This window comes from Litoribacterium kuwaitense, from assembly GCF_011058155.1.
In the GTDB taxonomy this organism is placed as follows: Bacteria; Bacillota; Bacilli; order Bacillales; family DSM-28697; genus Litoribacterium; species Litoribacterium kuwaitense.
In genome coordinates this window covers 22070-48565 of sequence record NZ_JAALFC010000020.1, presented here as the reverse complement: position 1 = coordinate 48565, position 26496 = coordinate 22070, and the positions used below count along the sequence as shown (strand labels likewise).

Here is a 26496-nt window from a genome sequence, read left to right as displayed (position 1 = left end):
GGAGATGGAAGCAGATGAACGCAAAGGTATATTACAACGGAGATGTAAACGACGCAGCAATCCAGGGGAAAAAGGTTGCTATTATCGGATATGGATCACAAGGTCACGCACACGCTTTAAACTTAAAAGAAAGTGGCGTTGATGTCGTTGTCGGTATTCGTCCAGGTAAATCAATGGAAAAAGCACAAGAAGACGGCTTAGAAGCAGTCAGTGTTCGCGAAGCAGCTGAACAAGCAGACATCGTTATGATTTTGCTTCCTGATGAGCATCAGCCAAAAGTGTATAAAGAAGAAATTGAGCCTGGTCTAAAAGAAGGCAACACACTTGTTTTCGCACACGGCTTTAATATCCACTTTAACCAAGTCGTCCCGCCAGCGGATGTCGATGTCATTCTCGTTGCTCCAAAAGGGCCTGGTCACCTCGTTCGCCGTACATTTACTGAAGGCGCTGGTGTACCTGCACTTTACGGTATCTTCCAAGATGTCACTGGAAACGCAAAAGACATTGCCCTTGCCTATGCAAAAGGCATCGGTGGCGCAAGAGCCGGCGTTCTTGAAACGACTTTTAAAGAAGAGACAGAAACCGATCTTTTCGGTGAGCAAACGGTTCTTTGCGGCGGATTGTCAGCTCTTGTGAAAAGCGGTTTTGAAACACTTGTGGAAGCAGGTTATCAGCCTGAGGTCGCTTACTTTGAGTGTCTGCATGAGTTGAAGCTTATCGTTGACTTGATGTATGAAGGCGGTCTTGAAGGTATGCGTTATTCCATCTCTGATACGGCACAGTGGGGAGATTTTGTGTCTGGTCCGCGGATCATTGATGCAGGAACGAAAGAACGTATGCGTGATGTGTTAACAGATATTCAAAATGGAACATTCGCTAAAGGCTGGATTCTTGAAAACCAAGCGAACCGTCCTGAGTTTACCGCCATCAATGCAAATGAGAGTGAGCATCTGATTGAAAAAGTAGGTCGTGACTTGCGTAAAATGATGCCATTCGTCAACTCCAACGAATAGGTGAAAGGTTGGGATAAAGGTGCAGAAAATCAATATTTTTGATACAACATTAAGAGATGGAGAACAGTCTCCTGGCGTTAATCTGAATAAGTCAGAAAAACTGCAAATTGCTAAGCAGCTTGAACGATATCGTGTTGATATTATCGAGGCTGGTTTCCCGGCATCTTCACGAGGCGACTTTGAAGCAGTGAAGGAGATTGCAAATCAAATCAAAGGTTGTTCTGTTACCGGTTTATCCCGTTGCAAGCAGGAAGATATTGATACGGCGTGGGAGGCTCTCCGTGGGGGAGCCGAGCCCCGTATCCATCTCTTTCTTGCGACTTCGCCAATTCATATGGCAAGCAAGCTGAGAATGGCTCCAGAAAAGTGGTGGAAAAAGCGGTCGAATCTGTGAAATATGCTGCGGAGCGTTTTCCACATGTTCAATGGTCGGCAGAGGATGCCTGTCGGACGGAGTTGCCATTTCTAGCTGAGATTGTCACAAAGGTCATTGAGGCAGGCGCAACGGTGATTAACATTCCGGATACAGTCGGATACATCACTCCAAAAGAGTATGGAGATGTGTTTCGCTACTTAACAGACAATGTTCCGAATATTGAAAAAGTAATTTTGTCAACGCATTGTCATGATGATCTAGGCATGGCTGTCTCAAATTCTCTGGCTGGCATTGAGCATGGGGCGCGCCAGATCGAAGGAGCCATTAATGGTATTGGTGAACGGGCAGGGAACGCTTCACTGGAAGAGATAGCTGTTGCCCTTCATATTCGCAAAGATCATTATCCTTATTATACAGATATCGAACTTTCAGAAACGAAACGTACGAGTGATCTAGTGAGCAAGCTGACAGGGATGACCATTCCGGCCAATAAGGCGGTTGTCGGTCGTAACGCATTTGCACATGAGTCTGGCATTCATCAAGATGGCATGTTGAAAGATAAGTCGACGTATGAAATTATTTCACCGGAGCTTGTTGGTGTGCAGGCGGATCCTTATGTATTAGGTAAGCATTCCGGGCGACATGCATTTAGCACACATTTACAGAAGCTTGGCTTTACACTAAATGAAGAGGAAATCGGCACATTATTCGTCGCCTTTAAAACGCTTGCTGATACGAAAAAAGAAGTGACGGATGATGACATTATCGCCTTGGTGACCGATAACAAGCTTGGTAAAGAAACGACTGGATATGAGCTAGAAAACATCCAGGTGACATATGGAACAAACAATGTACAAATGGCGACGTGTACGTTAATTGATCCATCTGGTGAGAAAAAGAGTCAGGCAGGCACAGGTGCAGGTAGCGTGGAAGCGATTTACAATACGATTGAACGAATGATTGATTTGCCGATTACGGTTCTTGATTATCGGATTCAGTCCGTTGGTGGAGGCAGAGACGCTCTGGCAGAAGTATATGTGACGGTGCGCATTTTTGACGAAGATGTGTCTGGCAGAGCAGCATCACAGGATGTTCTTGAAGCCTCGGCAAAAGCCTACATTTCTGCAGTCAATCGCGGAATTGTCCGTAGTCGCCTCAACCAAGAAGAAACTCAGAAAGCATAATTTGGAGGTTTTTGTATCGTGGCAAAGAAAGTTGCTGTTCTTCCAGGAGACGGAATAGGTCAGGAAATTGTCGAAGGTACGATCCGTATTTTAAAACAGTTTGAGGAAGTTTTTGGTCGTTCAATAACATTTGAGTATGGGCTTATTGGCGGGCATGCCATTGACGAAAAAAATAATCCGCTTCCAGAGGAGACTGTGCGGCTTTGTCAAGAGAGTGACGCGGTTCTCCTTGGAGCGGTCGGCGGACCGAAATGGGATAACAACCCTTCAGACTTACGTCCAGAGCGAGGACTTCTTGGCATTCGTAAAGCCTTGGGCCTTTTCGCTAATTTGCGACCGGTACAGGCGATTCCTGCGCTTATTTCGTCCTCGACATTAAAAGAGGACGTCGTCAAAGATGTAGATCTCTTGATTGTAAGAGAGCTGACAGGAGGCCTTTACTTCGGAGAACCTAGTGAACGTCGCAGCGTGAATGGTGAGGAAGCTGTAGTTGATACGTTATTTTATACGAGAAGAGAAATTGAACGTATTTTACGAAAAGGCTTTGAACTCGCTCGTGTGCGGAGAAAGAAAGTCACGTCTGTTGATAAAGCGAATGTGCTCGAGTCTAGTAAAGTATGGCGTGAAGTCGCTAATGAAGTGGCTCAGGACTATCCGGATGTGACCCTTGAACATTTGCTCGTTGACAATGCAGCGATGCAATTAATTCGTCGTCCAGATCAATTTGATGTCATCGTCACGGAAAATCTATTTGGTGATATTTTAAGCGACGAAGCATCGATGCTCACAGGATCTCTCGGAATGTTACCGTCCGCAAGTTTGTCCGAGGAGGGCCCTGGTTTGTTTGAACCTGTTCATGGTTCGGCACCTGATATTGCGGGCAAAAATGAAGCGAATCCGATGGCAATGCTGTTATCAGCAGCGATGATGCTAAAATATGCGTTCGGTTGGGAACGTGAAGCGGATATGTTAGAGCAAGCTGTTTTTAGAACACTTGAATCAGGCGTGTGCACAGGGGACTTAGCAGGGGTAACAAATGCAGAGCCCGCATCCACTGAAACTGTACTTGCTGAAGTGGAAAGACAGCTGAAAGAAGTGGCTCAACTCACAAAGTAAATGATGAGGAAAAGGGGGATTGAGCATGAGTGCAAAAACGATTATCGAGAAAATTTGGGAAAAACATGCTGTCGTAGAAGAGCAAGGTAAGCCGGCATTGTTATATATTGACCTTCATATGGTCCATGAGGTCACCTCGCCGCAGGCTTTTGAAGGGCTGCGCTTAAAAAATCGAAAGGTGCGCCGACCAGATTTAACATTCGCGACGATGGATCATAACGTACCGACAGTGAATCGTTTCACGGTTCAAGATGAGATTGCCCAAAAGCAAATGGAGACACTTGCGAAAAACTGTGACGAATTTGCTATTGAAATTGCTGATTTAAAAAGCCCTGACCAAGGGATTGTCCACGTCATTGGTCCGGAGCTTGGATTAACCCACCCAGGGAAAACCATTGTTTGTGGAGATAGCCATACGTCTACGCACGGTGCGTTTGGTGCGCTGGCGTTCGGAATTGGCACGAGTGAAGTCGAACACGTCTTAGCAACACAAACGCTTTGGCAATCAAAACCGAAAACGATGGAAGTGCACATTGACGGTTCACTAGGTGTAGGTGTTACAGCTAAAGATGTCATTTTGGCAATCATCGGGAAATTTGGCACAGATTTTGGTACAGGTCATGTCATTGAGTTTACTGGTCAGGCGATTCGTGATATGACGATGGAAGAGCGGATGACTGTATGTAACATGTCGATTGAAGCAGGCGCAAAAGCAGGATTGATCAGCCCGGATGAAACGACCTTTGCTTACTTGAAAGGACGTCGCTTCGCTCCTGAGTCGTTCGCAGAGGCGATGAAGCAATGGGCTGCATTGGCTACGGACGAAGGCGCTATTTATGATAACCGTGTTGAAATTAAGGCGAAAGACATTGAACCACAAGTGACGTGGGGAACGAATCCAGGCATGTGTATTTCTGTGAACGCTTCTGTGCCAGATCCTAAGAATATGACGACGGACAATGAGAAAAAAGCAGCGAATCAGGCCCTTGCCTATATGGGCTTGGAGCCAAATATGCCGATGACAGAGATTGAAATTCAGCACGTATTTATCGGTTCGTGTACAAACTCTCGTCTGAGCGATTTACGGGCAGCAGCGCAAATCGCAAAAGGGCAGAAAGTCGCTCCGCACGTTCGTGCCTTAGTTGTTCCAGGCTCGCAAAAAGTTAAATTACAAGCTGAGGAAGAAGGGTTGGATCGTATTTTCGTAGACGCAGGTTTCGAATGGCGTGAATCCGGATGCAGCATGTGTCTCAGCATGAATCCGGACGTTGTTCCAGAAGGCGAACGCTGCGCCTCGACATCGAACCGAAACTTTGAAGGTCGACAAGGTAAAGGAAGTCGAACTCACCTCGTTTCACCGGCGATGGCTGCGGCTGCGGCGATTAAAGGACACTTTTGTGATGTTCGTCAGTTTGCTAACACACCAGTAAGCTAAAGAGGGGTGATTTCATGAATGGGTTGGTAAAGCACACAGGAAAAGTGGCACCGATGGATCGGGTGAATGTCGATACAGACCAAATTATCCCGAAGCAGTTTTTAAAAAGAATTGAACGCACCGGCTTCGGCGCCTTTTTGTTTTACGACTGGCGTTTTAACTCAGACGGCACAGAAAACGAAGCATTTGAGTTAAATAGACCGGAAAATAAAGGAGCTAGCATTCTCGTAGCAGGTCACAATTTTGGCTGTGGATCTTCGCGAGAGCATGCGCCATGGGCATTAAAAGACTACGGATTTCATATTATTATTTCGTCTAGTTTTGCTGATATCTTTTATAACAATTGTTTAAAAATGGCATTCTCCCTATTCGAATGGAAGAAGAAGAGATTACGCTCTTGTTAAATCGAGCACAGGCTGCAGATTATGAATTAACTGTCGATGTGCAAACGCAGCAGGTGCGCGACGAACAAGGCTTTGCAAAAACTTTTGCAGTCGATCCATATTGGAAAGAAATGCTCATGAATGGTTGGGACGAAATTGACGTCACGCTCGGCTATGATGAAGCCATTCAGACGTTTGAGGACAACCGAAAGACAGCTGTTATATTTTAAAGACAGGCGCCTTCTGCGGAGGGCGTTTTTTCATTCAATGAAGCGAATCCCTTTGTCGACAGAGCGTGAAGCATCATAAGCAGCGGTATGATAGGCAAGCACCTCACTGCGACGCCTGCACATACGAAACAAGTATTACGTCGCCATTAAAGTTTTTGAAAAAGAACTCGGATATTGAAGCGAAGGCATCTTTCCATTCTGCAAACCTGCTGTCTCATTCCGTCAAGCAGGATCGATAAAGCTTTGTTGAAGTGGAGCTTGTAAATCTGGTACACTGGCGTAAAATACAGAGAGAGTCAAGCGGTGACAATATGAAAAAGAAGCATTCTAACGTAGTCGCATTTCCTGGATTAAAGCAAAGGCTGATGCAAAAAGCCTTTGACGCTGTTGCCAGCGAGCAATTTGAGCTCGCTTTATCGTATTTTCAACAACTTGGTGACGAGAAGCTTCCATATGATGCCGGTGTTGCCCGGGTGGTGGCTTTGATGGAAACAGGCCGAATGGAAGAAGCAAGATCTCAATGCTTCTACCTATTAACGGAATCCTCCGTAGAGAACTATGACCTGATGGATATTTATTTAGGGATCTTAGTACATTGTAACCAGTTTGCAGAGGCTGCTGAAATTGCTCAGACTCTGATTGACTCGCCAAACACGCCTGTAGTGTATCAATCTGCATTCCGAAAGTATGTACAATATCCAGAGACATCGACACCGTCGCCGTCTCCAGTTCGACTTGTGACTGCTGAGGATAGCACTACAGATGAAGAAGATTGGACTTTTGTTGATCAGATCAGTCACGTGGAGGCGGAGCGATATATTGAAGCAATAGAATCGTTCTTAATGCATCCGCAGAAACACCCGATCTTAAAAACGACTTTGTTAGAGATTTTACAAAAACAAGGTGTAAAAAAACAGGTGAATTGTGAGAAATTCGGTATGACGATGTCTGTCAGTGCAAATGAATTGCTACCTGTGTTTGAGCAGTCGTTATTTCATGAAGTGTTGAAGCAGCTCGAAGATCATGTAGAGTTTGAAAACCCAACCCTGCATGCACTCATGGCAGAGCAATGGCGGCAATTGGTGTCAGGAGTTTATCCATTTCCTTTACCTTTTGAAGACGGAGAGGTTTGGGGCGCTGCCATTCATTATATATCTGCCTGTCGAAATGGTCTTGATATGTCGATTGAAGGTGCAGCCGTACTCTATCAAAGCGCTATATCGGATATCGAAGAGGCAGTTCAATATATTCAAATGATCGAAGAGAAAGTCTTTGGCTCTGGTCCGCTCCCCTTCGCTTGAAAGCGACAAAATCTATGGTATACTATAATGGTTGAAAATAGGGGAAAATAGGCACATGATATTGTGCCTTTTAAACTTGTGTTCCGTATATTCACGTAAATACAAGATTACGAATCGAGATGTTGGAGGGAATCATATGTCTGTGAAATGGGAAAAGAAAGAAGGAAATGAAGGCGTACTGACTGTAGAGGTAGATGCCGAAACGTTTAACAAGGCCCTTGATGGTGCCTTTAAAAAGGTTGTTAAAACTGTTCAATTGCCAGGCTTCCGGAAAGGACGCGTTCCTCGCTCCCTATTTGAGAAGCGTTTTGGTGTCGAAGCTCTTTACCAGGATGCGGTTGACATCGTACTTCCAGACGCCTATGCAAACGCGGTTGATGAAGCAGGGATCTTTCCTGTAGATCGTCCAGAAATTGATATTGAAGAAATTGAAAAAGACAAGCCGCTTGTTTTTACAGCAAAAGTGACTGTAAAGCCAGAAGTTGAGCTTGGTGAATACAAAGGTCTCGAAGTGCCTGAAGAATCGACTGAGGTGACTTCAGAGGACGTTGATACCGAGCTGCAACAAATGCAAGATCGTCAAGCAGAGCTTGTCGTTAAAGAGGAAGGTCAAGTGGAAAATGGCGATACAGCTGTCATCGACTTTGAAGGTTTTGTAGACGGTGTTGCCTTTGAAGGCGGTCAAGCAGAAAATTATTCACTTGAAATTGGCTCAGGCTCTTTCATCCCTGGCTTTGAGGAGCAGCTCGTCGGTGTGAAAGCAGGCGACGAAAAAGACGTCGAGGTGACGTTCCCTGAGGAATATCACGCTGAGGATCTCGCTGGCAAAAAAGCTGTCTTTAAAGTAAAGCTTCATGAAATTAAACAAAAAGAGCTTCCTGAGCTTGATGATGAGTTTGCCAAAGACGTCGATGAAGAAGTTGACACATTGGCTGAGCTTAAAGAAAAAACTGAAAAACGCTTGAAAGAAACGAAAGAAACAAATGCTGAAAACGCAAAACGCGATACGCTCGTTGAAAAAGCGACAGAAAATGCAACAATTACTATTCCAGACGCAATGATTGACAGCGAATTGGATCGAATGAAGAGAGAATTTGAACAGCGTCTACAAATGCAAGGCATGACGCTCGACATGTACTTCCAATTCTCCGGCCAAGATGAAGATGCGTTGAAAGAGCAGATGAAGGGCGATGCTGAGCAGCGTGTGAAGACAAACTTAACGCTTGAGGCCATTGCTGAAGCCGAAGGCATTGCAGCCGCTGAAGAAGAAGTTCAAGCTGAGCTTGATAAGATGGCTGAAATGTACCAAACGTCTGCAGATAATTTAAAACAAATGCTTGGCGGTTCTACAGAAACACTTGAAAATGATATTAAAATCCGCAAGGCTATTGACCTACTTGTAGAGGAAAGCAAGGTCGTTTCTGAATAAAAGAGGCGTTCAAATCCCTCTTTTAGAGAAGGACATTCCCTTATACTCCTTGCAAGACAAACAAGGCCCTTTTTAAGAGCCTTGTTTTTTCCCTATTTAAAGCATTTATAACAGCAGGTTTTAACGATGACATAGCAAATATTTTGCAGTTCGGATGACTTATGATACAATCGCATACATATCAATTGGATAAAGTACGCTTGACAATTTATCCATATTCGTTTCTTCATGAACAAATACACAGTAAGAAAGAGTATAATGGAAGAAAGCAACATTCCATTAGAATGGGATAAAGGTTGTTTGTGCACAATGAGTGCAACGATTGCATGCACAAGAAGGCCCACTGCCCTTCTCGTGAAGGTTAGACTAACGCAAGGGGTGAAGAGTGAGATGTTTAAATTTAATGATGAAAAAGGACAACTGAAATGCTCGTTCTGTGGAAAAACGCAAGACCAAGTGCGTAAATTAGTCGCTGGTCCCGGCGTATACATTTGTGATGAATGCATCGAGCTTTGTACAGAAATCGTCGAGGAAGAACTTGGCACTGAAGAAGAAGTGGAGTTTAAAGAGATTCCTAAGCCTAAGGAAATATGTGACATTCTCGATGATTATGTCATCGGTCAGGAAGACGCTAAAAAATCGCTCTCTGTAGCTGTGTATAACCACTATAAGCGTGTCAATAGCAACAGCAAGGTAGATGATGTGGAATTGTCTAAATCCAACATCGTCTTAATGGGTCCAACGGGTAGTGGTAAAACGCTACTTGCTCAAACTTTAGCACGTATTCTTAATGTCCCATTTGCAATTGCCGATGCAACGTCTTTGACTGAAGCAGGGTATGTCGGTGAAGATGTGGAAAACATTCTTCTGAAGCTGATCCAAGCAGCCGATTACGACGTTGAAAAGGCGGAAAAGGGCATTATTTATATCGATGAAATTGATAAAGTGGCACGAAAGTCAGAAAACCCATCGATCACTCGCGATGTTTCTGGAGAAGGCGTTCAGCAAGCATTGCTTAAAATCTTGGAAGGGACCGTTGCAAGTGTGCCTCCACAAGGCGGAAGAAAGCATCCGCATCAGGAGTTTATTCAAATTGATACGACAAACATCTTATTTGTCTGCGGCGGTGCGTTTGACGGGATTGACCAAATCATTAAGCGTCGCCTCGGCAAAAAAGTCATCGGCTTTGGTTCCAACACTGAACAAGACGACTTGTCTCACGGCGATTTGCTTGCGAAAGTACTTCCTGAGGACTTGTTACGCTACGGTCTAATTCCTGAATTTATCGGAAGGCTTCCAGTCATAGGGTCATTGCGTCCACTCGACGAAGAAGCACTTGTCGATATTTTAACGAAGCCGAAAAATGCTCTAGTCAAGCAGTATGAAAAATTACTTGAAATTGATAATGTCGATCTCGTCTTCGAAGATGAGGCATTGCTTGAAATTTCCAAGGAAGCGATTGAACGAAAAACTGGAGCCCGTGGTTTACGTTCAATTATCGAAGGCATTATGCTTGATGTGATGTTTGACCTTCCATCTAGAGATGATATCAAGGAGTGCGTCATTACGGCAGGAACAGTGAAAGGAACTGAGGCACCGCACTTGCGTTTAGCTGATGGTTCCGTCATTGATCATCCGAAAACGTCAGAAAGTGCATAACCCTTTTTTACTGTTAGCTCATTCCGCACCTTTCGAAAAAGTAAAGGGGCTGAGGACCGGTGCTTGTAGCGCCGGTTTTTTTGCGAAAAGGCAAATGTAACGGCTTAGATTCAAAGTCCATGTTCTGATTTTTAAATGTTTATCCATCCACATCCCAGGCGATACTAGCTTATAGCTTATGAAAGAAGGGATGTAGAGGATGGGACTTACAGGGATCGTATTAATCATCCAATTGTTTTTTGGAATAGTGATTGGTCTCTATTTTCTAAACTTATTAAGGGGCCAACGGACGCAAAAAGTATCCATTGATCGCGAATCTAAAAAAGAAATGGAAACGCTCAGAAGAATGAGGCTTATTCAATTAAGCGAGCCATTATCAGAACGTGTTCGACCGAAAACGTTTGATGATGTCATCGGTCAGGAAGATGGTATTCAGGCATTGAAGGCAGCGTTGTGTGGACCAAACCCGCAACACGTTATCATTTATGGTCCGCCAGGTGTAGGGAAGACAGCGGCATCTCGTCTCGTATTAGATGTGGCACGCCGAAATCAACGTTCTCCTTTTAAGCCTTCAGCCGTGTTTGTAGAACTCGATGCAACGACAGCTCGCTTTGATGAGAGGGGTATTGCTGATCCTTTGATTGGTTCGGTTCATGATCCAATTTATCAAGGGGCTGGAGCTATGGGGCAGGCTGGTATTCCGCAGCCAAAACCAGGAGCCGTAACGAACGCCCACGGGGGAATGCTGTTTATTGATGAAATTGGCGAGCTGCACCCGATTCAAATGAATAAACTACTTAAAGTGCTTGAGGATCGAAAAGTCTTCTTGGAAAGTGCTTATTACAACGAGGAAAATACGCAAATTCCCCGACATATTCATGATATCTTTCAAAACGGTTTGCCTGCTGATTTTAGGATGATTGGAGCAACGACAAGAACACCAGAAGAAATTCCTCCCGCCATTCGATCGCGGTGTTTAGAAATTTTCTTCCGCGAGCTCGATCGCGACGAAATCCAGCAAGTCGCCATGAACGCTGCTGAAAAAGTGTCGATGAAGGTGGAGGCAAGCGGGTTAGAAAAAGTCGCTTCCTATGCTCGGAATGGTCGCGAGGCAGTCAACATTATGCAGACAGCCGCTGGTCTTGCCATTAGTAAGGATCAAGGACATATTGAAACGAAAGACATTGAATGGGTCATTCATGCGAGTCAATTGACACCGCGAGTGGAAAAATTTATTCATCAAAAGTCTGCGATCGGTTTAGTGAACGGCCTGGCTGTACATGGACCGAATAACGGAGCCCTTCTGGAGATAGAAGTGACTGCACTGGCGGCGAATCAAGGAAAAGGAAGCATAAATATTACGGGTGTCGTTGAAGAGGAAAGCATCGGTAATAGCAGTAAGTCCATTCGCCGTAAAAGCATGGTCAAAGGTTCCATTGAGAACGTAATGACCGTCTTGCGCGCGATGAATGTCGCGACAGACGGCTATGACTTGCACGTGAATTTTCCGGGTGGAATACCGGTTGATGGACCATCGGCAGGAGTGGCGATGGCGGTTGGTTTATATTCGGTGTTTCGCAAAGTGCCGGTTGACCATAAAATAGCGATGACGGGCGAAATAAGCATACACGGTCAGGTCAAGCCTGTAGGTGGTGTTTATGCAAAAGTAAAAGCTGCCAAGCAAGCAGGGGCTACGCGCGTGATCATTCCGAAAGATAACGACCAGACATTGCTGCATCGAATCGAAGGAATTGACATTATCCCGGTTTCCCATATGCTTGAAGTCTTTGATCATGTGTTTGATCAAGATCGTGTGGCGCCGTTTTCCCAGGAGCAAGAGGCGAAAAAGGCATAATGGTTTAACATAGACAAACCTAAATCGATTAAGATAGAATTGTACAAGGTGCGTTTCCATGGACACACAAAAGAGATTGCAATGCAGGAGGTGGTGTACTCATGGTGACCTCAACAAAAAAAACGGTTCCAATGCTTCCGTTAAGGGGAGTTATTGTATACCCGTCAATGGTGCTACACCTAGATGTTGGGCGTGATAAATCTGTTCAGGCGCTTGAAAAGGCCTTAATGAACGATCATTTGATTTTTTTGGCAACACAAAAAGATGTCGGTATGGAGAATCCTGATAAAGAAGATATTTATCACATTGGAACGTTATCCAAAGTGAAGCAAATGCTCAAGCTTCCTAATAACACGATTCGCGTCCTCGTTGAAGGAATCTCTAGAGGCGAAATCGTAACATTTACTGACGATGAAGAGAGCTTTGAAGTAGACATTTCAGTGATTGAAGAAGAAAGCGTTCAAGATGTGGAAGCACAGGCATTATCGAGAAGCCTGCTTTCGCAGTTTGAAAAATATACAAAGCTTTCGAAAAAGGTCACATCTGAAACATATGCTACGGTCTCTGATATTGATGATCCAGGGCGTATGGCGGACATTATCGCTTCACATTTGTCATTGAAAATGAAGGAAAAGCAAAGCGTCCTCGAAACGCTAGACGCAAAAGAACGAATGAAGAAGCTCATATCGATTATTAAAAATGAGCGGGATGTTCTTGCGATGGAAAAGAAAATCGGTCAGCGTGTAAAACAATCGATGGAGCGAACGCAAAAAGAATATTACTTGCGTGAGCAAATGAAAGCCATCCAGCAGGAACTAGGTGAGCGTGATGGGAAAACGGGTGAAGTGGCAGAGCTGAAGGAACGAATTGAAACTGCCAATATGCCAGAGCCCGTGGAAAAGGCTGCCTACAAGGAACTAGACCGGTATGAAAAGATTCCGACATCGTCTGCGGAGTCCTCAGTTATTCGCAATTATATTGATTGGCTTGTCAATGTGCCGTGGACTGAAAAAACAGAGGATGTCCACGATATTGATCGATCCAGCCGCATCTTAGATGAGCAGCACTATGCTTTAGATCGTGTAAAAGAAAGGGTACTGGAATTCCTTGCGGTCAAGCAGCTCACAAATTCTATGAAAGGGCCGATATTATGCCTTGTTGGTCCACCTGGGGTCGGAAAGACGTCTTTAGCTAAATCGATTGCAGAATCATTAGGACGTAAATTTGTACGCATTTCACTTGGTGGTGTACGTGATGAAGCAGAAATTCGCGGGCACCGAAGAACGTATATAGGAGCTATGCCTGGGCGGCTGATTCAAGGGATGAAGAAAGCCGGCACGATCAATCCAGTCTTTTTGCTCGACGAGATCGACAAGATGTCTAATGATTTTCGTGGAGATCCTTCCGCTGCGATGCTAGAGGTGCTTGACCCTGAGCAAAACAAATATTTTAGTGATCATTACATCGAAGAAACATATGATCTATCCAACGTCATGTTTGTTGCAACAGCGAATAATATTGCAACGATTCCGGCTCCCCTCCTCGACCGAATGGAGCTCATTCAGATTTCAGGTTATACAGAAATTGAGAAATCTCATATTGCTAGAGAGCATTTATTGCCGAAACAGCAAGAGGAGCATGGCTTGACGAAGGGACAAATACAATTAAGAGATGACGCGCTACTTATGCTTATCAGAGAGTATACACGTGAAGCAGGGGTGCGGAATCTTGAGCGACAGCTGGCCACGCTTTGTCGAAAAGCGGCGAAAATCATCGTTTCTAAGGAAAAAAAGCGTGTTGTCGTTACGAAGCAGACGTTACCTGATCATTTAGGGAAGCCGCTGTATCGTTATGGTCAGAGGGAGAAAGAAGACCAAATCGGTGTGGCGACGGGATTAGCGTATACAACCGTTGGAGGGGACACGCTCTCAATTGAAGTGTCGTTGTCTTCAGGAAAAGGGAAGCTGATCTTAACGGGAAAACTTGGCGACGTTATGAAAGAGTCAGCCCAAGCGGCATTTAGCTATATCCGGTCAAGGTCAGATACCTTAAACATCGAAGCAGACTTTCACGAAAAATATGATGTTCACATTCATGTTCCTGAAGGCGCAGTTCCAAAGGATGGCCCTTCGGCGGGGATTACGATGGCGACCGCACTTATTTCTGCATTAACGAAGCGTCCTGTTAGAAAAGAAGTCGGCATGACAGGAGAAATTACGCTTTTAGGCCGTGTGCTTCCGATAGGCGGCTTAAAAGAGAAAACATTAAGCGCTCATCGGGCAGGCTTAACAAAAATCATCGCCCCTGTTGAGAACAAAAAAGACTTAGATGATATTCCTGATAGCGTCAAAGACCAGCTGGAGTTTACTTTTGTCTCCCATCTCGATGATGTTTTAAAGATCGCTTTACATGAAGAGGTGGGTGAGTGATGAAGGTCACCTCTGCTGAACTACAGACAGTTGCAGTGAAGCCTGAGCAATTTCCGACGGATCAGAAGCCGGAAATTGCTCTGTCTGGAAGATCAAATGTAGGAAAATCATCTTTTATTAATACGATGTTAGGGCGAAAAGCCCTGGCACGTACGTCACAAAAGCCAGGAAAAACACAGACGCTTAATTTTTATGGGATTAATGAGTTATTTTATTTTGTGGATGTGCCTGGCTATGGCTATGCGAAAGTATCAAAATCCGAACGAGCCCGATGGGGAAAAATGATGGAGCAATACTTTTCTAAGAGCGAGACGCTTAGAGGGGTCATTCAGCTCGTTGATTTTCGCCATCCTCCTTCTGAAGATGATGTGCAAATGTATGAGTTCCTAAAGTATTATGAGGTCCCTGTTCTTCTCGTGGCGACGAAGATGGATAAAGTGAAGAAAACACAAGTACCACGTCACATGAAACAATTAAAGCAGGCCATTGACTTTGACGAAAACGATCGTCTAGTCCTCTTTTCCTCAGTGACTGGTCAAGGAAAAGTGGAAGCGTGGCGTAATGTTTTAGAACTTATTCATTCATAAGAATGCGCCCATGGCCTATAGACAGCCTGGGCGTTTCGTTTGAAGCGATATGACACTTATTTTTGTTTTAGCAACAAATATAGACCAACGATGCTCAGCAAGAGTGGCCAGTACTTGAATGATAAGGAAGGTGCCCATGATAGCGGGGCCCATTGAAGGAAGAGTCCACTGGCCGTAAAAAGAAGGGCCATGAGAAGCCCTTTTCTCGTCTGCACGTAGAAGACGAAAAAGGCAGCGCCTGTAAGCAAGAAAAGAACCCAAAGCGCCAAGGTAGGAGAGAGCCACAATGTCCCTACCATGAAATACAGACCTGTCCCAGTGAGAAGTGTACCTGGAAGAAAATATAGCGCTTCTCCTCCAAATATGGCTCCAGCGAGAAATGATGCACCAATAAATACAAGTAGCATTGGTATTGTATGCAGAGCAGCTAGCCAAGAGAGCGATAAAGAACCGCTCAAAAAGTAAAGGCCAAGGCTAAAAAGTAAGCACCCTGGAAAAATGGATTTTGACTTCAAAGAATATCTCCTTTCTGCCAGGTGAAAAAAACAGATTCGTTATGTATGATGATGATTGAATATCCGTTGCAAGAAGGAAGCCTTGCAGTGCACCTAACATCTATAATATCATAGGGATGTTGTAATCTGTTCACATTTAACCGACGGATTGCCGACAAAATTTGTTATAATATAAACAGAAAAAGGTTTTTTTATGGCTTTTTACGCATGATAGATATATAAAGCTTTTGGAAAGAAGGTTGGGTGAGGGACATGCATATTCTTGCAATGAGCTTGCACTATAAGAAAGTCCCTGTCGAATTTAGGGAACGTGTAGCATTCGACAAGGAGTCGCTTCCTCATGCGCTAAAAGCGCTTAAGGGTCAGAAAAGCATTCTTGAGAATGTGATTGTTTCAACGTGCAATCGCACTGAAATCTATGCAGTCACAGACCAAGCGCATACAGGGCGATATTACATGAGAGCGTTTTTGGCGGATTGGTTTGGCGTCAGCATCGATCAGATTAAAGACAGTGTCTCTTATTTTGAAAACAAAGAGGCGGTCGACCATCTTTTGCGAGTGACGAGCGGGTTAGATTCGATGGTCGTCGGAGAGACACAGATTTTAGGACAAATCCGCGACAGCTTTCTCACTGCTCAAAGCGAAAAAACGACAGGTACGGTATTTAATCAACTCTTTAAACAAGCCATTACTTTTGCGAAACGAGCACATTCTGATACGTCTATTGGCGAACAGGCTGTTTCCGTCGGATATGCAGCGGTTGAACTTGGCAAAAAGATTTTCGGCTCATTAAAGGACAAACATGTACTTCTTATCGGAGCAGGAAAAATGAGCGAGCTTGCGGCAAAAAATTTGCAAGGACAAGGCGTCGGTTCGATCTCTGTCTTAAATCGGACGTATGCGCGTGCTGAAGAAGTGGCGGCAAAGTTTGAGGGGCGCGCGCTGCAAATGCACGAAGCCGAAAGTGCTTTGGCGCAAGCAGATATTCTGATTAGCTCCACAAATGCAAGTGGTTATGTCATTTCAAAGCCGATGCTGACAAATGTCGAGAAGAAACGGAAAGGTAAACCGTTATTCCTTATTGATATTGCAGTGCCGAGAGATATCGATCCTCAAGTGCATGAGCTTGAGCATACGTTTTTGTATGATATCGATGATCTGGAAGGTATTGTTCAAAGTAATCGTGTCGCTAGAGATGAGCAGGCTGAAATTATTGTGGAGATGATGGAGAAAGAGGTTCAAGTCTTTTTGCAATGGTTAGATACACTTGGCGTTGTCCCTATGATTACGTCTTTACGTGAAAAGGCTTTGGATATCCAAGCTGAAACGATGAAAAGCATTGAGCGTAAAATGCCGGACTTAACAGAGCGGGAGAAAAAAGTATTAAATAAGCATACTAAAAGCATTGTCAACCAGCTTTTAAAGGGTCCGATTATGAAGGTGAAGGAAAAGGCTGGTCAGCCCGGTTCAGAAGAAGCCTTGCAACTATTCGCAGAGATGTTTGAACTGCTAGAAGACCCTGCAGAGGAACCAGCTGCAAGCAGTGACAACGTCGTGACTCATCCTAAGGGGCAAACGCATCATGAACAAAGGGACTGGCAACAAGCAACAGCGGGGACGTAAACGAGAGCTACAGAAAGGTTGATCCACATGGTAGCTCCACAAGTGAGTGTTTTGTTTGATGCGGCGGTCATCCTATACGCATTAAGCATTTTATTTTATTTTATAGATTTTATCCAAAACAACCGGAAGGCAAATCATGTCGCCTTCTGGTTGCTTGCCATTGTCTGGGTGCTTCAAACAGGGTTTCTCATATTAAAAATGATTGACTTAGGTCGGTTTCCTGTCCTCTCTATGTTCGAAGGGCTATATTTTTATACATGGTTACTGGTAACGCTGTCTTTGGTCGTCAATCGCATATTTCGCGTCGACTTTTTTTTGTTTTTCACAAATATTGTTGCCTTCTCTTTACTCGTGCTACATTTGTTTTCGCCTGATCAATATCCATCGGTCGCGATGAGTGAAAAGGTGACGTCCGAGCTTTCTCTATTACATATTGCAATGGCTTTTATTTCCTATGGCACATTTACCCTATCATTTGTTTTTTCTTTGCTCTATTGGCTGCAATACGAGCTTCTAAAGAAACGCAAGTGGGGACCAAAGCTTCAAAGGCTTGGAGATCTGTCGCAGCTAGAAAGACTTTCCTTTTTGTTTGCTGTCATGGGTGTGCCTTTTCTTTTTATTTCGTTAATTCTGGGGACTTTTTGGGCGATATTGACTGTCGAAGCTTTTCGCTGGTATGACCCTAAAGTCATCGGGTCATTTGTTGTATTAGGGGCTTATAGCCTGCTCATTTATTTCCGTGTGTCCAACCGAATGTATGGAAGGCTAACGATTCAATGGACGATGATTTGTTTTTTCGTGCTTTTAATTAATTTCTTTTTGCTAGGCAGTCTGCCAACGTTCCATATATGGTCTACTTAAAAACTGCAGACAACACAAAGGAGTGAGATGGTTGAGACATATCACCATTGGATCAAGACGAAGCAAGCTGGCAATGACACAAACGAATTGGGTCATCGAGCAGTTGCAGGACAAAGGTGTACCGTATGATTTTAGTATTAAAGAAATCGTTACTCAAGGGGACCGCATTTTGGATGTTACGTTATCTAAAATTGGCGGTAAGGCATTATTTGTGAAAGAGATTGAACAAGCGTTATTGGATGGCGAGATCGATTTTGCCGTTCATAGTATGAAGGATGTCCCATCTGCTTTACCAGAGCCTTTTGTGATTGCGTGTATTCCTGAAAGAGAGGATGAGCGTGATGCCTTTATTTCGGAATCGGGCAAAAAGCTTCATGAGCTTCCAGAAGGGGCTGTTGTTGGGACGAGTAGTTTAAGAAGAGCTGCACAAGTACTTTCCGCGCGTCCGGATGTCAAAGTTGTACCACTCCGTGGGAATATCGACACCCGTTTAAGAAAGCTAAAGGATGAGCCGTTTGATGCGATTATTTTAGCTGCAGCCGGGTTAAAACGTATGGGTTGGTCTGATGATGTTGTCACGAGCTATCTGTCGCCTGAGGAGTGTGTACCTGCGGTCGGGCAAGGTGCGCTGGCGATCGAATGTCGCAAGGATGACATTGAATTAATAGAGCAACTGCAAGTATTTCATCATGAACCGACGGCGAAACGAGTCAATGCTGAGCGTGCCTTTCTTTTTGAAGTCGAAGGAAGCTGTCAAATTCCGGTCGCTGGCTGGGCAGAGCTTGTTGGTGATGGCGTTCGACTGACAGCATTAGTAGCTTCCCCTGATGGAACCGTTCTTCTAAAAGAAACAGTGGAAGGCAATGACCCGATGGAAGTCGGTCAAAGAGCGGCGCGTTTACTCCTCGAGCGTGGTGCAGGTGACATTATTACACAGGTCAAAAATGACTCATCAGAAAGCGATGCGTAAAGTATTTGTTTCGCGGAGCGCTGCTGATGTATCCTCTCTAATAAACGTGATCGAGCAGCAAGGTGCGGTTGCGTATCCGTTTGAAGTGTTGCGAATCGAGGCTGTGAAGCACGTGCAATGGGATGACTTGGCTAGTTATGATTGGCTCATTTTCACGAGCAAGCATGGGGTAGAGTCTGTCATGCGCCAACTGGAGCCCCAATTTGTAAAAAGGAAAAAAATTGCTTGTGTCGGTTCTAAAACGGCGGAAACGGCTACAGAATATGGGCTGACACCAATATTTGTCCCATCATCTTATCATGCGGATGCGCTCGCTGAAGAGTTGCCGAGGCATTTAAAGCGAGGCGAATCGCTGCTTCATTGTTGTGGAGAGCGCTCACGTAGTGATTGGATTCCGTCAATACGGGCACAAGGCTTTCCACTAGAGCAAAAGGTTGTCTATTTGAACCGGCCGAATGAACGACTACGACCAGCGATTCAGGCGTCCATGATGAAAAGGATGTGGGATGCGGCTGTTTTTACGAGTCCTTCCGCATTTGAATATACATTATATTTGACGGAAACAGATGCAAGCGACTGGCAAGGGACCCGCTGCTATTGCATCGGTCCGACGACAGCACAAGCGTTAGAAAACGCGCAATTGACCCCTGCAGGTGTGGCTGAAGTGTATTCTATTGATGGACTCGTTACGCTGTTGCAGAACGAAATTTGAATAACAGGAGGTTTCTGACATGATGAACGAATTTAGTCGTCATCGGCGCTTGCGTCGCAATGCAACGATGAGAAGTATGGTTCGGGAAACAACAATAGATCCAGCTGATTTTATCTATCCGTTGTTTATCGTTGAAGGTGAAGGTGTCCGAAATGAAGTCTCCTCGATGCCAGGTGTAGAGCACGTTTCACTTGACGAATTGTCTAAAGATATCGATGAGATTACAGATTTAGGAATCCCGGCAGTCCTTTTATTTGGTGTGCCGAAGGTGAAGGATGCTGAAGGGTCACAAGCATATGCCGAAGATGGCATTGTTCAGCAGGCTACTCGTTTCATCAAAGAAAGAGCGCCTGAATTAATCGTGATTGCCGATACGTGTCTCTGTCAATATACAGATCATGGTCATTGTGGTGTGATTCACAATGGTTATGTTGAAAATGACGCCTCGCTCGACCTGTTAGTGAAAACAGCCGTCTCTCAAGCAGAGGCAGGTGCCGATGTCATTGCTCCGTCTAATATGATGGATGGTTTCGTACACGCGATTCGTCAAGGCTTAGATGAGCATGGTTTTGTTGATATTCCAATCATGTCGTATGCGGTCAAATATGCATCTTCGTTTTACGGACCTTTTCGTGACGCAGCGCATAGCACTCCGCAGTTTGGTGACCGAAAAACGTACCAGATGGATCCCGCCAATCGTTTTGAGGCCGTTCGTGAAGCCGAATCAGACATCGCGGAAGGTGCGGACTTTTTGATTGTAAAGCCTGCCCTTTCCTTTTTAGATGTAATCCGTGATGTGCGTGACTTATCAACATTACCAGTTGTCGCTTACAATGTCAGTGGGGAATACAGCATGATAAAAGCTGCCGCTAAAGAAGGCTGGTTATCGGAACAAGAGGTTGTTATGGAAATGTTGACGAGTATGAAGCGTGCCGGTGCAGATCTTATCGTGACTTACTTTGCCAAGGATGCAGTTCGGTGGATAAAGGAGGAGAAAAATGAGCGTTAGAAATCAGTCTGAAAAAGCATTTGAAAAAGCAGTTCAACTCATGCCGGGTGGCGTTAACTCTCCTGTAAGAGCGTTTAAAAGTGTAGATATGAAGCCTATTTTTATGGAGCGTGGAGAGGGTGCTTATATCTCCGACATTGATGGCAACTCCTATATCGATTATGTCTTATCGTGGGGCCCATTAATTCTAGGTCATGCGAATCCAACAGTTGTTCGTGCCCTCCAGGACGCTGCTGCAAGAGGGACAAGCTTTGGAACACCGACCGAGATCGAAAATGAGTTAGCCGAACTCGTAATTGAGCGCGTTCCTTCAATTGAAGTGATTAGAATGGTAAACTCTGGGACAGAAGCCACGATGAGCGCGCTTCGTTTAGCACGTGGATATACGGGACGAAGCAAGATTCTAAAATTTGAAGGCTGTTATCATGGGCATGGCGATTCTTTACTCATTAAAGCTGGATCAGGCGTTGCTACGCTCGGTCTTCCAGATAGCCCTGGTGTTCCAGCTAGTGTGGCTAGCCAGACAATTACTTGCCCGTACAATGACCTTGATTCTGTTCGTCTCGCTTTTGAGCAATTTGGCTCAGAGATTGCGGCTGTCATTGTTGAGCCTGTTGCTGGAAACATGGGTGTCGTTCCTCCGGCTGAAGGGTTTTTAGAAGGCTTGCGTGATATCACTACTAATCAAGGGGCTTTGTTAATTTTTGATGAAGTCATGTCTGGTTTCAGGGTCGGCTACCATTCAGCTCAAGGTCATTTTAATGTGACACCTGACCTGACCTGTCTTGGAAAAGTGATTGGTGGAGGGCTTCCGGTAGGTGCGTATGGCGGAAAAGCCGAAATTATGGAGCGTATCGCACCATCAGGGCCGATCTATCAAGCGGGCACACTATCGGGAAATCCACTTGCAATGACTGCAGGCTACGAAACACTTCGACAAATGACCCAAGAAAAGTATGAAGCACTTGAAGGGAAAGTTGACCAGCTTGCCGCAGGCTTAAAAGAAGCTGCTACGAATGCGGGCATTCCTCATCACATTAATAAGGCGGGCTCGATGATCGGCTTCTTCTTTAGTGAGCAGCCCGTTGTTGATTTTGCAACGTCTAGCGCTTCAAATGTCGATGCGTTTTCGCAATATTATCGTGCGATGATCGCCAATGGCATTTTTATGCCTCCGTCTCAGTTTGAAGGAATGTTCTTATCAACGGCACATACCGAAGAAGATATTGACAAAACCGTGGACGCCGCAAGGCAAGCATTTGCGGCAATTAAATAACGAGCAAAAGAGCAAGCGGCTGTTTTTAAGCTCCCCGAAGATTACCACTGAACGGGGGTATCTTTTGGGGAGCTTTTTTTTGCTGGCAACATTTAGTCGAAGTAAAAGTGTGTGTAAAACATGGTCGCAATGAAGTTTGGTCATAACTGCCGACGTCTTTTCATAGGTTATAAAGAATATCACGAATGAAAAGGAGGCTTTGTCATGGCTCAAGGATCTTCTTTACACTTTTCACTAGAAGAATCAATTGCTTTTCGCGGTCACCAGAGCATTAATCGGTTTTTATCGATCAGCCTTGATCCAGATATTTCAATCATAGAACAAGCACAATATGTGAGTATTAAAGGGGGGCTTGTCCTTACCGGCGAGTATGAGGCTCAAGGGGAAGAGGCGCGTGAAGAACACTCACCTGCTGCACGCCGTGTGGACCATGTAGAACCGAATGGGGAAGATGGTGTTCATGTATTTTCGCATCAATTTCCGGTCGATATTACAATCCCTTTAAGCCGAATCGAAAGCTTGGATCACGTCTATGTCAATGTAGAATCATTTGATTATGATTTACCTACAAATAATCAATTAAACCTACAGGCAGATTTAGCCATTTCAGGAATCCTTCAAGAACAAGAGCGACACGAAGAAGCGGAAGCCGATTTTTACGAAGAAGTACAACAAGAAGTACAACAGCCGGTTGAAGATGTTCGTAATGATCTAGTGGATGAGCAAGAAAATAAAGAAGAACAAGTTGTAGACATTGATGAGGTTCAGGAATCGGACGTGCCAGGGAATGTCCGAGAGGATGCTCGGGAAACGACTGAACAACCATTTGCAGTTTCTACCCCTCCGACTTTTCCCGATCAACCTTCAGAAGAAGAGCAAGAGCTTTTAAGAACAGAAGCAGTCCAAGAAGAAGAGAAGGCGGATTACGAACAATATGAGCAAGTGCAATATTCGTCTGAATCTCTGCAAAGAGAGGAATATACAGAGGAGGACGAGAAAGAAAATGAGCTTGAAGCAAGGGAGATGTTATTTCAGCTAGAAGCTGAAATAAAGCAGGAAGATGAGCCCGCTCAAAAAGAAGAAACGACGGTCAAAACACCTGCTTTTAGGTTTGAAGCACAAGTAGAAGAGGTCAATGCACCTGAAGTCGAAGAAGCGATGGAAAATGACGAAATCTCTGAACGAACTGAGAATCAGAAAGAAGAAAAAAGAAACGAAAATGCACTATATTTAACAAAGTTTTTGAGTCAACCTGACGAAGGGGAGAGGCTGACGACTGTAAGAATGTGTATTATTCAAGAAGGTGATTCTGTCGAGCGACTGGCAGAAAAATATGAGCTGACGACACAGCAGATCATTCGTGAAAATAGTCTGGACGATGAAACGCTTGAAGAAGGGCAAATTATTTATATCCCTGTGCCGGCTGTATCGAAGTGATGGTGCAACACATCGACAGTCGACACATTGCCGATATTAGAAGTCAATTTTCAATTGAGCCAATAGAGGTTAAACGAAGGCGTCACGGCTTAGTCGAAATCTATACAGAAAATGGGATGTTTCAAGGTCGTTTATTTAAAAGTAAAGAGGCAGTTCAACAAGTTGACGAGGCTTTACGTAGTTTAGCTACAGCTGGTAGTCAAGCGTTTGCCTTACCAGTTGGTTGGCCGAACGCTTATCGTTACTGTTCTTCGTTTGCGGGATGGTTAGCGATTTATCCTCATTATGACGAGCAAAGAGACTTGCGTACAGATCGCCCGACAGCACTTTTTTCCGCCTTGGCTCGTATGCATCGGCAAACGAAGCAACCTTTGACGATCAGCCACGCATTTTTAAAAGAATCAGGCGACGCTTGGCTAAAAGCAAAGAAAACAACGGCAGAATCGTTAGACGCTCTCATTGCTCAATATGACCAAATGCGCTATCCTTCTCCTTTTGTTCAACGATTTCAACACGTTTACGGACAAATGCGGCAGCACCATGAAATCAGTATGGAGGTGCTTCAAGAAAGCGAGGAGATCGTGAAAGGGCCGGCAGACAGCGTGATGGCATTAGAAGACGCCTCCTTTGTTGATCAAGGGCGGCAGTCCTTTGTTCCGCCAGCCACGTTGTCGCATCAATTGCCAGCCTTTAACCTTGCTCATTTGATGGGTCGTTTGCATCATTCAACAATTGATCGCAAACAAGCTCTTAGCACTTATTTGCGGGAAGAAAACATTGATTCATTGAATGAAAAGCTGATTTTAGCAGTTTTATTGGATGGACAGCCTTTGTGGCAGGTTGCCAAACAATATGAACAACGTAACGTGTCCAAGGAGCAAGTGTGGGTTCAGCGAATGATGAATGCTGAAGCTCGCTTTGCTGCAAATGAGCTCTGGAGAGAGGCTTTAGAGCAAACCGTCTCTCAGCAAAATGAAAAGGAAGAAGCCGTGTTAAGAGACGAAACAGAAGGATTGGAATGACGACGGACTGTCCGGCTTCATGTCAAAGCTTAGACGAGGCGATAATTCTCGCCCAATTGTAAAACAAAACTTATGTGGACCTGTCTGAAACTGAGCGAAGTAAAAATAAAGCGGATATCGTTTATATTCATAACCTAATTGGCATTCTCGCTCAGATTGAAGGCAAAACAGCCTTTTTAATGTCTTTTTGACAGCCTCTCGTTAATTATCAGCCTGTTTGTCACGATGTCTCAAATGTAGTCTTAACTGAGAGGACGAGCGAGACAGTGGACGACAGAAGTTAAGAGACTGAACCGCAGTTGGTCACTGCGGTTTATGTTTTGATATGCAGCTTTCTGTCAGCATCGATGATGTAGGTGCGTAACACGCCAGCAAGATATAAGGAGCCGGTGATTAATGTCTGTTGTTTTTTAAATGGGCTTGTTTGCAAGAAAAGGTCGAGGTGATCGTAATACGTCCAAGAAAGACCGAGGTCTGTAAATGCTTGGTGAATCTCAGCTTTTGGCATGCGACGCTCTTTAAACGGGGACGCAATGACATCGAAAGAAGCATTCAGCTGGCTAAGCGGCTTAAGCATATCTAGACTCGATCTTCCTGTGGTCAGTGATAAGACGACGCGATCAGGGATAAATTTGTCCAGCGCCATCGCTTTCATGAGCGTTTCCATTTCGTATGGATTGTGAGCTCCATCAATAAGGACAAGTCCATCACGAAATGTACGCTTTTCATAGCGACAAGGAATCTGTACGTGTGACAATGCATTTAGGGCGCGTTCCCAGTGAATCGGAACGTTGTATGCCATCAGAGCCTCTAAGGCAGCAAGCGCCGTTCCAGCATTCTGCTTTTGAAATAATGCGGTTGTATGGAGTGGCTGCTCTGCGACATTGTGGTACTCGCTCCGGTAATTGAGCCGGTCGTTGTACCCTGAGATCGTATATTCTTCCGTAAGTGCAACGATGGTGGTGTTTGCTACATGATCCCGTACGAGCCTGCGCACGTCGGCATTCGCTGAGCCAAGGATCAGCTTTTGCGTCGTCTGTTTAACGATGGCAGCTTTGTCGGCAACGATGTCCTCGAGCGTTGGCCCGAGCAAGTCTTGATGATCAAGGGTCATTTCAGTTAAGCATGCAATGATTGGATTTAAAATGTTAGAAGGATCGGCCCGTCCGCCGACACCATTTTCAAATACAACGAGACGAATGCCGTTCTGTTTAAACCACATGAGTGCTGCCAAGATCATTAAGTGCATATGCCCAACATTGTTGATTGGGTTTGTTTGAAGTGTTTTTTCATGTGCAATAAAATTTGATCTAATGCGATTGGTGGAATTGGTACACCGTTTATTTGCATTCGTTCCTCGTAAGCTTCAAGGTGCGGTCCCGTAAACAGTCCGTGCGGGACATCCGTGGCGTCGAGCATTGCGGACAAATAATGGGCGGTTGAACCCTTTCCACACGAACCAGCAATTTGCACGATGTCAAAATCGTCAACAGACAGTTCGAAGGCGGTGAAAAGTTCTTGCATCGCCAAGAGATGACGGCCATCGCTACGATCGGTTGTTCTCTTATAGTAAGGGGTTAAAAAATCGATTGATTGAGTATTCACTAAACGGTTCTCCTTTTTCTATCATGGAGACATCATACCGAGGGATCGTAGCGTTGGCAAGCCATAGGTTAAATCCATTTCAAATGGAAGGCGAGCAAGAGTCCGATAAGAAGACCGAGCAGTAAAATGTCGAGCGGAGTTGGGAAAAGCAGGGTGCGCAACAGTTGAAAAATCACCAAAGGGACAATGCATGCTTCCATGACAAAGCAGCATTTTCTTACCCAAGGCGGCATGCGATAGCGTGAGAAACGCTTCATTACAATCGCTCCTTTATGCTTGTCGATCGAAGCATATTTTTAAAGTCAATCCCTTTTTGACGAAGAGTTGTTTGGTCATCAGGTCAATTTTCCGCAGCTTTAGACGGGTGAATTAACGACGACTCTGAAGTGAAAGCGTCAGCTTTCTATTTAGAATATGCATAACCACTTGACCCGTTCTCTACATTTTACATATAATAAAGCAAAGCTAT

Annotated in this window: 21 protein-coding genes, 2 pseudogenes and 1 other annotated feature (1 of these 24 running past the window's edge); of the genes and pseudogenes, 19 read left to right on the top strand and 4 right to left on the bottom strand. The window is 44.7% G+C overall.

Annotated features, from left to right (window positions below; all coding sequences use genetic code 11):
* Window positions 1–14 precede the first annotated feature (14 nt).
* From ilvC to yihA, 11 genes and pseudogenes are all read left to right on the top strand, one after another.
* Complete coding sequence (gene ilvC / locus G4V62_RS11305) at window positions 15–1013, top strand: ketol-acid reductoisomerase (protein WP_165202273.1); 999 nt, start codon at window positions 15–17, stop codon at window positions 1011–1013.
* A 19-nt stretch (window positions 1014–1032) separates the two neighbouring features.
* A pseudogene (locus G4V62_RS11300) lies at window positions 1033–2573 on the top strand (2-isopropylmalate synthase).
* Between the two features lie 18 nt (window positions 2574–2591).
* Window positions 2592–3689 carry a 3-isopropylmalate dehydrogenase gene (leuB, locus tag G4V62_RS11295; RefSeq protein WP_312855481.1) on the top strand — a complete coding sequence of 366 codons (1098 nt, stop codon included), beginning with the start codon at window positions 2592–2594 and terminating at the stop codon, window positions 3687–3689.
* A gap of 25 nt (window positions 3690–3714) precedes the next feature.
* Window positions 3715–5124 (top strand): 3-isopropylmalate dehydratase large subunit, encoded by a 1410-nt coding sequence (gene leuC / locus G4V62_RS11290; RefSeq protein ID WP_165202271.1) that lies wholly within the window; start codon window positions 3715–3717, stop codon window positions 5122–5124.
* Window positions 5125–5138: 14 nt separating this feature from the next.
* Window positions 5139–5737 (top strand): annotated as a pseudogene (gene leuD, locus G4V62_RS11285) (3-isopropylmalate dehydratase small subunit).
* Between the two features lie 311 nt (window positions 5738–6048).
* A complete protein-coding gene (locus G4V62_RS11280; protein ID WP_165202269.1) occupies window positions 6049–7038 on the top strand; it encodes a hypothetical protein in 990 nt (329 codons plus the stop codon).
* A 136-nt stretch (window positions 7039–7174) separates the two neighbouring features.
* A complete protein-coding gene (tig, locus tag G4V62_RS11275; RefSeq protein WP_165202267.1) occupies window positions 7175–8467 on the top strand; it encodes a trigger factor in 1293 nt (430 codons plus the stop codon).
* Window positions 8468–8857: 390 nt separating this feature from the next.
* Complete coding sequence (gene clpX, locus G4V62_RS11270) at window positions 8858–10126, top strand: ATP-dependent protease ATP-binding subunit ClpX (protein ID WP_165202265.1); 1269 nt, start codon at window positions 8858–8860, stop codon at window positions 10124–10126.
* Window positions 10127–10325: 199 nt separating this feature from the next.
* Window positions 10326–11981 carry an ATP-dependent protease LonB gene (gene lonB / locus G4V62_RS11265; protein WP_165202263.1) on the top strand — a complete coding sequence of 552 codons (1656 nt, stop codon included), beginning with the start codon at window positions 10326–10328 and terminating at the stop codon, window positions 11979–11981.
* A gap of 101 nt (window positions 11982–12082) precedes the next feature.
* The gene (gene lon / locus G4V62_RS11260) at window positions 12083–14410 is read left to right on the top strand and encodes an endopeptidase La (RefSeq protein WP_165202261.1); all 2328 of its coding nucleotides are present in this window, start codon (window positions 12083–12085) and stop codon (window positions 14408–14410) included.
* Window positions 14410–14997, top strand: coding sequence for a ribosome biogenesis GTP-binding protein YihA/YsxC (yihA, locus tag G4V62_RS11255; protein WP_165202259.1), 588 nt, complete (start codon window positions 14410–14412; stop codon window positions 14995–14997). Before lon ends, yihA begins: the two co-directional genes overlap by 1 nt.
* A gap of 56 nt (window positions 14998–15053) precedes the next feature.
* Here the strand turns inward: yihA and G4V62_RS11250 are convergent, their stop codons facing one another.
* Window positions 15054–15512 (bottom strand): hypothetical protein, encoded by a 459-nt coding sequence (locus G4V62_RS11250; protein ID WP_165202257.1) that lies wholly within the window; start codon window positions 15510–15512, stop codon window positions 15054–15056.
* Between the two features lie 252 nt (window positions 15513–15764).
* Here G4V62_RS11250 and hemA point away from each other — a divergent pair, with 252 nt between their 5' ends.
* The 8 genes from hemA (at window position 15765) to G4V62_RS11210 (ending at window position 24422) form a co-directional block, all read left to right on the top strand.
* Window positions 15765–17135: a glutamyl-tRNA reductase gene (gene hemA / locus G4V62_RS11245; RefSeq protein WP_165202255.1), complete on the top strand. Its 1371-nt coding sequence runs from the start codon at window positions 15765–15767 to the stop codon at window positions 17133–17135.
* A 27-nt stretch (window positions 17136–17162) separates the two neighbouring features.
* Complete coding sequence (locus G4V62_RS11240) at window positions 17163–17996, top strand: cytochrome C assembly family protein (protein WP_165202253.1); 834 nt, start codon at window positions 17163–17165, stop codon at window positions 17994–17996.
* A 31-nt stretch (window positions 17997–18027) separates the two neighbouring features.
* Complete coding sequence (hemC, locus tag G4V62_RS11235) at window positions 18028–18966, top strand: hydroxymethylbilane synthase (RefSeq protein ID WP_165202251.1); 939 nt, start codon at window positions 18028–18030, stop codon at window positions 18964–18966.
* Entirely contained in the window at window positions 18941–19678 is a 738-nt protein-coding gene (locus tag G4V62_RS11230) for a uroporphyrinogen-III synthase (protein WP_165202249.1), read from the top strand. Before hemC ends, G4V62_RS11230 begins: the two co-directional genes overlap by 26 nt.
* A gap of 22 nt (window positions 19679–19700) precedes the next feature.
* Entirely contained in the window at window positions 19701–20687 is a 987-nt protein-coding gene (gene hemB / locus G4V62_RS11225; RefSeq protein ID WP_165202301.1) for a porphobilinogen synthase, read from the top strand.
* Window positions 20677–21963: a glutamate-1-semialdehyde 2,1-aminomutase gene (gene hemL / locus G4V62_RS11220; RefSeq protein WP_165202247.1), complete on the top strand. Its 1287-nt coding sequence runs from the start codon at window positions 20677–20679 to the stop codon at window positions 21961–21963. Before hemB ends, hemL begins: the two co-directional genes overlap by 11 nt.
* A gap of 204 nt (window positions 21964–22167) precedes the next feature.
* A complete protein-coding gene (locus G4V62_RS11215; protein ID WP_165202245.1) occupies window positions 22168–23400 on the top strand; it encodes a LysM peptidoglycan-binding domain-containing protein in 1233 nt (410 codons plus the stop codon).
* The gene (locus G4V62_RS11210; protein WP_165202243.1) at window positions 23400–24422 is read left to right on the top strand and encodes a hypothetical protein; all 1023 of its coding nucleotides are present in this window, start codon (window positions 23400–23402) and stop codon (window positions 24420–24422) included. The genes G4V62_RS11215 and G4V62_RS11210 overlap by 1 nt, the downstream gene beginning before the upstream one ends.
* Window positions 24423–24735: 313 nt before the next feature.
* Here G4V62_RS11210 and G4V62_RS11205 read toward each other — a convergent pair whose 3' ends face one another.
* The 3 genes from G4V62_RS11205 to G4V62_RS11195 all read right to left on the bottom strand — a co-directional run bounded on the left by G4V62_RS11205 (window position 24736) and on the right by G4V62_RS11195 (window position 26284).
* Window positions 24736–25671, bottom strand: coding sequence for a folylpolyglutamate synthase/dihydrofolate synthase family protein (locus tag G4V62_RS11205; RefSeq protein ID WP_165202241.1), 936 nt, complete (start codon window positions 25669–25671; stop codon window positions 24736–24738).
* A complete protein-coding gene (locus G4V62_RS11200; protein WP_165202239.1) occupies window positions 25662–26027 on the bottom strand; it encodes a folylpolyglutamate synthase family protein in 366 nt (121 codons plus the stop codon). The genes G4V62_RS11205 and G4V62_RS11200 overlap by 10 nt, the downstream gene beginning before the upstream one ends.
* Before the next feature lie 68 nt (window positions 26028–26095).
* Window positions 26096–26284 (bottom strand): YszA family small membrane protein, encoded by a 189-nt coding sequence (locus G4V62_RS11195; RefSeq protein ID WP_165202237.1) that lies wholly within the window; start codon window positions 26282–26284, stop codon window positions 26096–26098.
* Between the two features lie 201 nt (window positions 26285–26485).
* Window positions 26486–26496, top strand: a binding site (T-box leader) (it continues 218 nt past the right edge of the window).

Bases quoted from the DNA above. Each gene is read 5' to 3' on its own strand.
- ilvC (WP_165202273.1), top strand. From the start codon at position 15: ATGAACGCAAAGGTATATTACAACGGAGATGTAAACGACGCAGCAATC.
- leuC (WP_165202271.1), top strand. From the start codon at position 3,715: ATGAGTGCAAAAACGATTATCGAGAAAATTTGGGAAAAACATGCTGTC.
- G4V62_RS11280 (WP_165202269.1), top strand. From the start codon at position 6,049: ATGAAAAAGAAGCATTCTAACGTAGTCGCATTTCCTGGATTAAAGCAA.
- tig (WP_165202267.1), top strand. From the start codon at position 7,175: ATGTCTGTGAAATGGGAAAAGAAAGAAGGAAATGAAGGCGTACTGACT.
- clpX (WP_165202265.1), top strand. From the start codon at position 8,858: ATGTTTAAATTTAATGATGAAAAAGGACAACTGAAATGCTCGTTCTGT.
- lonB (WP_165202263.1), top strand. From the start codon at position 10,326: ATGGGACTTACAGGGATCGTATTAATCATCCAATTGTTTTTTGGAATA.
- lon (WP_165202261.1), top strand. From the start codon at position 12,083: ATGGTGACCTCAACAAAAAAAACGGTTCCAATGCTTCCGTTAAGGGGA.
- yihA (WP_165202259.1), top strand. From the start codon at position 14,410: ATGAAGGTCACCTCTGCTGAACTACAGACAGTTGCAGTGAAGCCTGAG.
- hemA (WP_165202255.1), top strand. From the start codon at position 15,765: ATGCATATTCTTGCAATGAGCTTGCACTATAAGAAAGTCCCTGTCGAA.
- G4V62_RS11240 (WP_165202253.1), top strand. From the start codon at position 17,163: ATGGTAGCTCCACAAGTGAGTGTTTTGTTTGATGCGGCGGTCATCCTA.
- G4V62_RS11230 (WP_165202249.1), top strand. From the start codon at position 18,941: ATGACTCATCAGAAAGCGATGCGTAAAGTATTTGTTTCGCGGAGCGCT.
- hemB (WP_165202301.1), top strand. From the start codon at position 19,701: ATGAACGAATTTAGTCGTCATCGGCGCTTGCGTCGCAATGCAACGATG.
- hemL (WP_165202247.1), top strand. From the start codon at position 20,677: ATGAGCGTTAGAAATCAGTCTGAAAAAGCATTTGAAAAAGCAGTTCAA.
- G4V62_RS11215 (WP_165202245.1), top strand. From the start codon at position 22,168: ATGGCTCAAGGATCTTCTTTACACTTTTCACTAGAAGAATCAATTGCT.
- G4V62_RS11210 (WP_165202243.1), top strand. From the start codon at position 23,400: ATGGTGCAACACATCGACAGTCGACACATTGCCGATATTAGAAGTCAA.
- G4V62_RS11205 (WP_165202241.1), bottom strand. From the start codon at position 25,671: ATGCACTTAATGATCTTGGCAGCACTCATGTGGTTTAAACAGAACGGC.
- G4V62_RS11195 (WP_165202237.1), bottom strand. From the start codon at position 26,284: ATGAAGCGTTTCTCACGCTATCGCATGCCGCCTTGGGTAAGAAAATGC.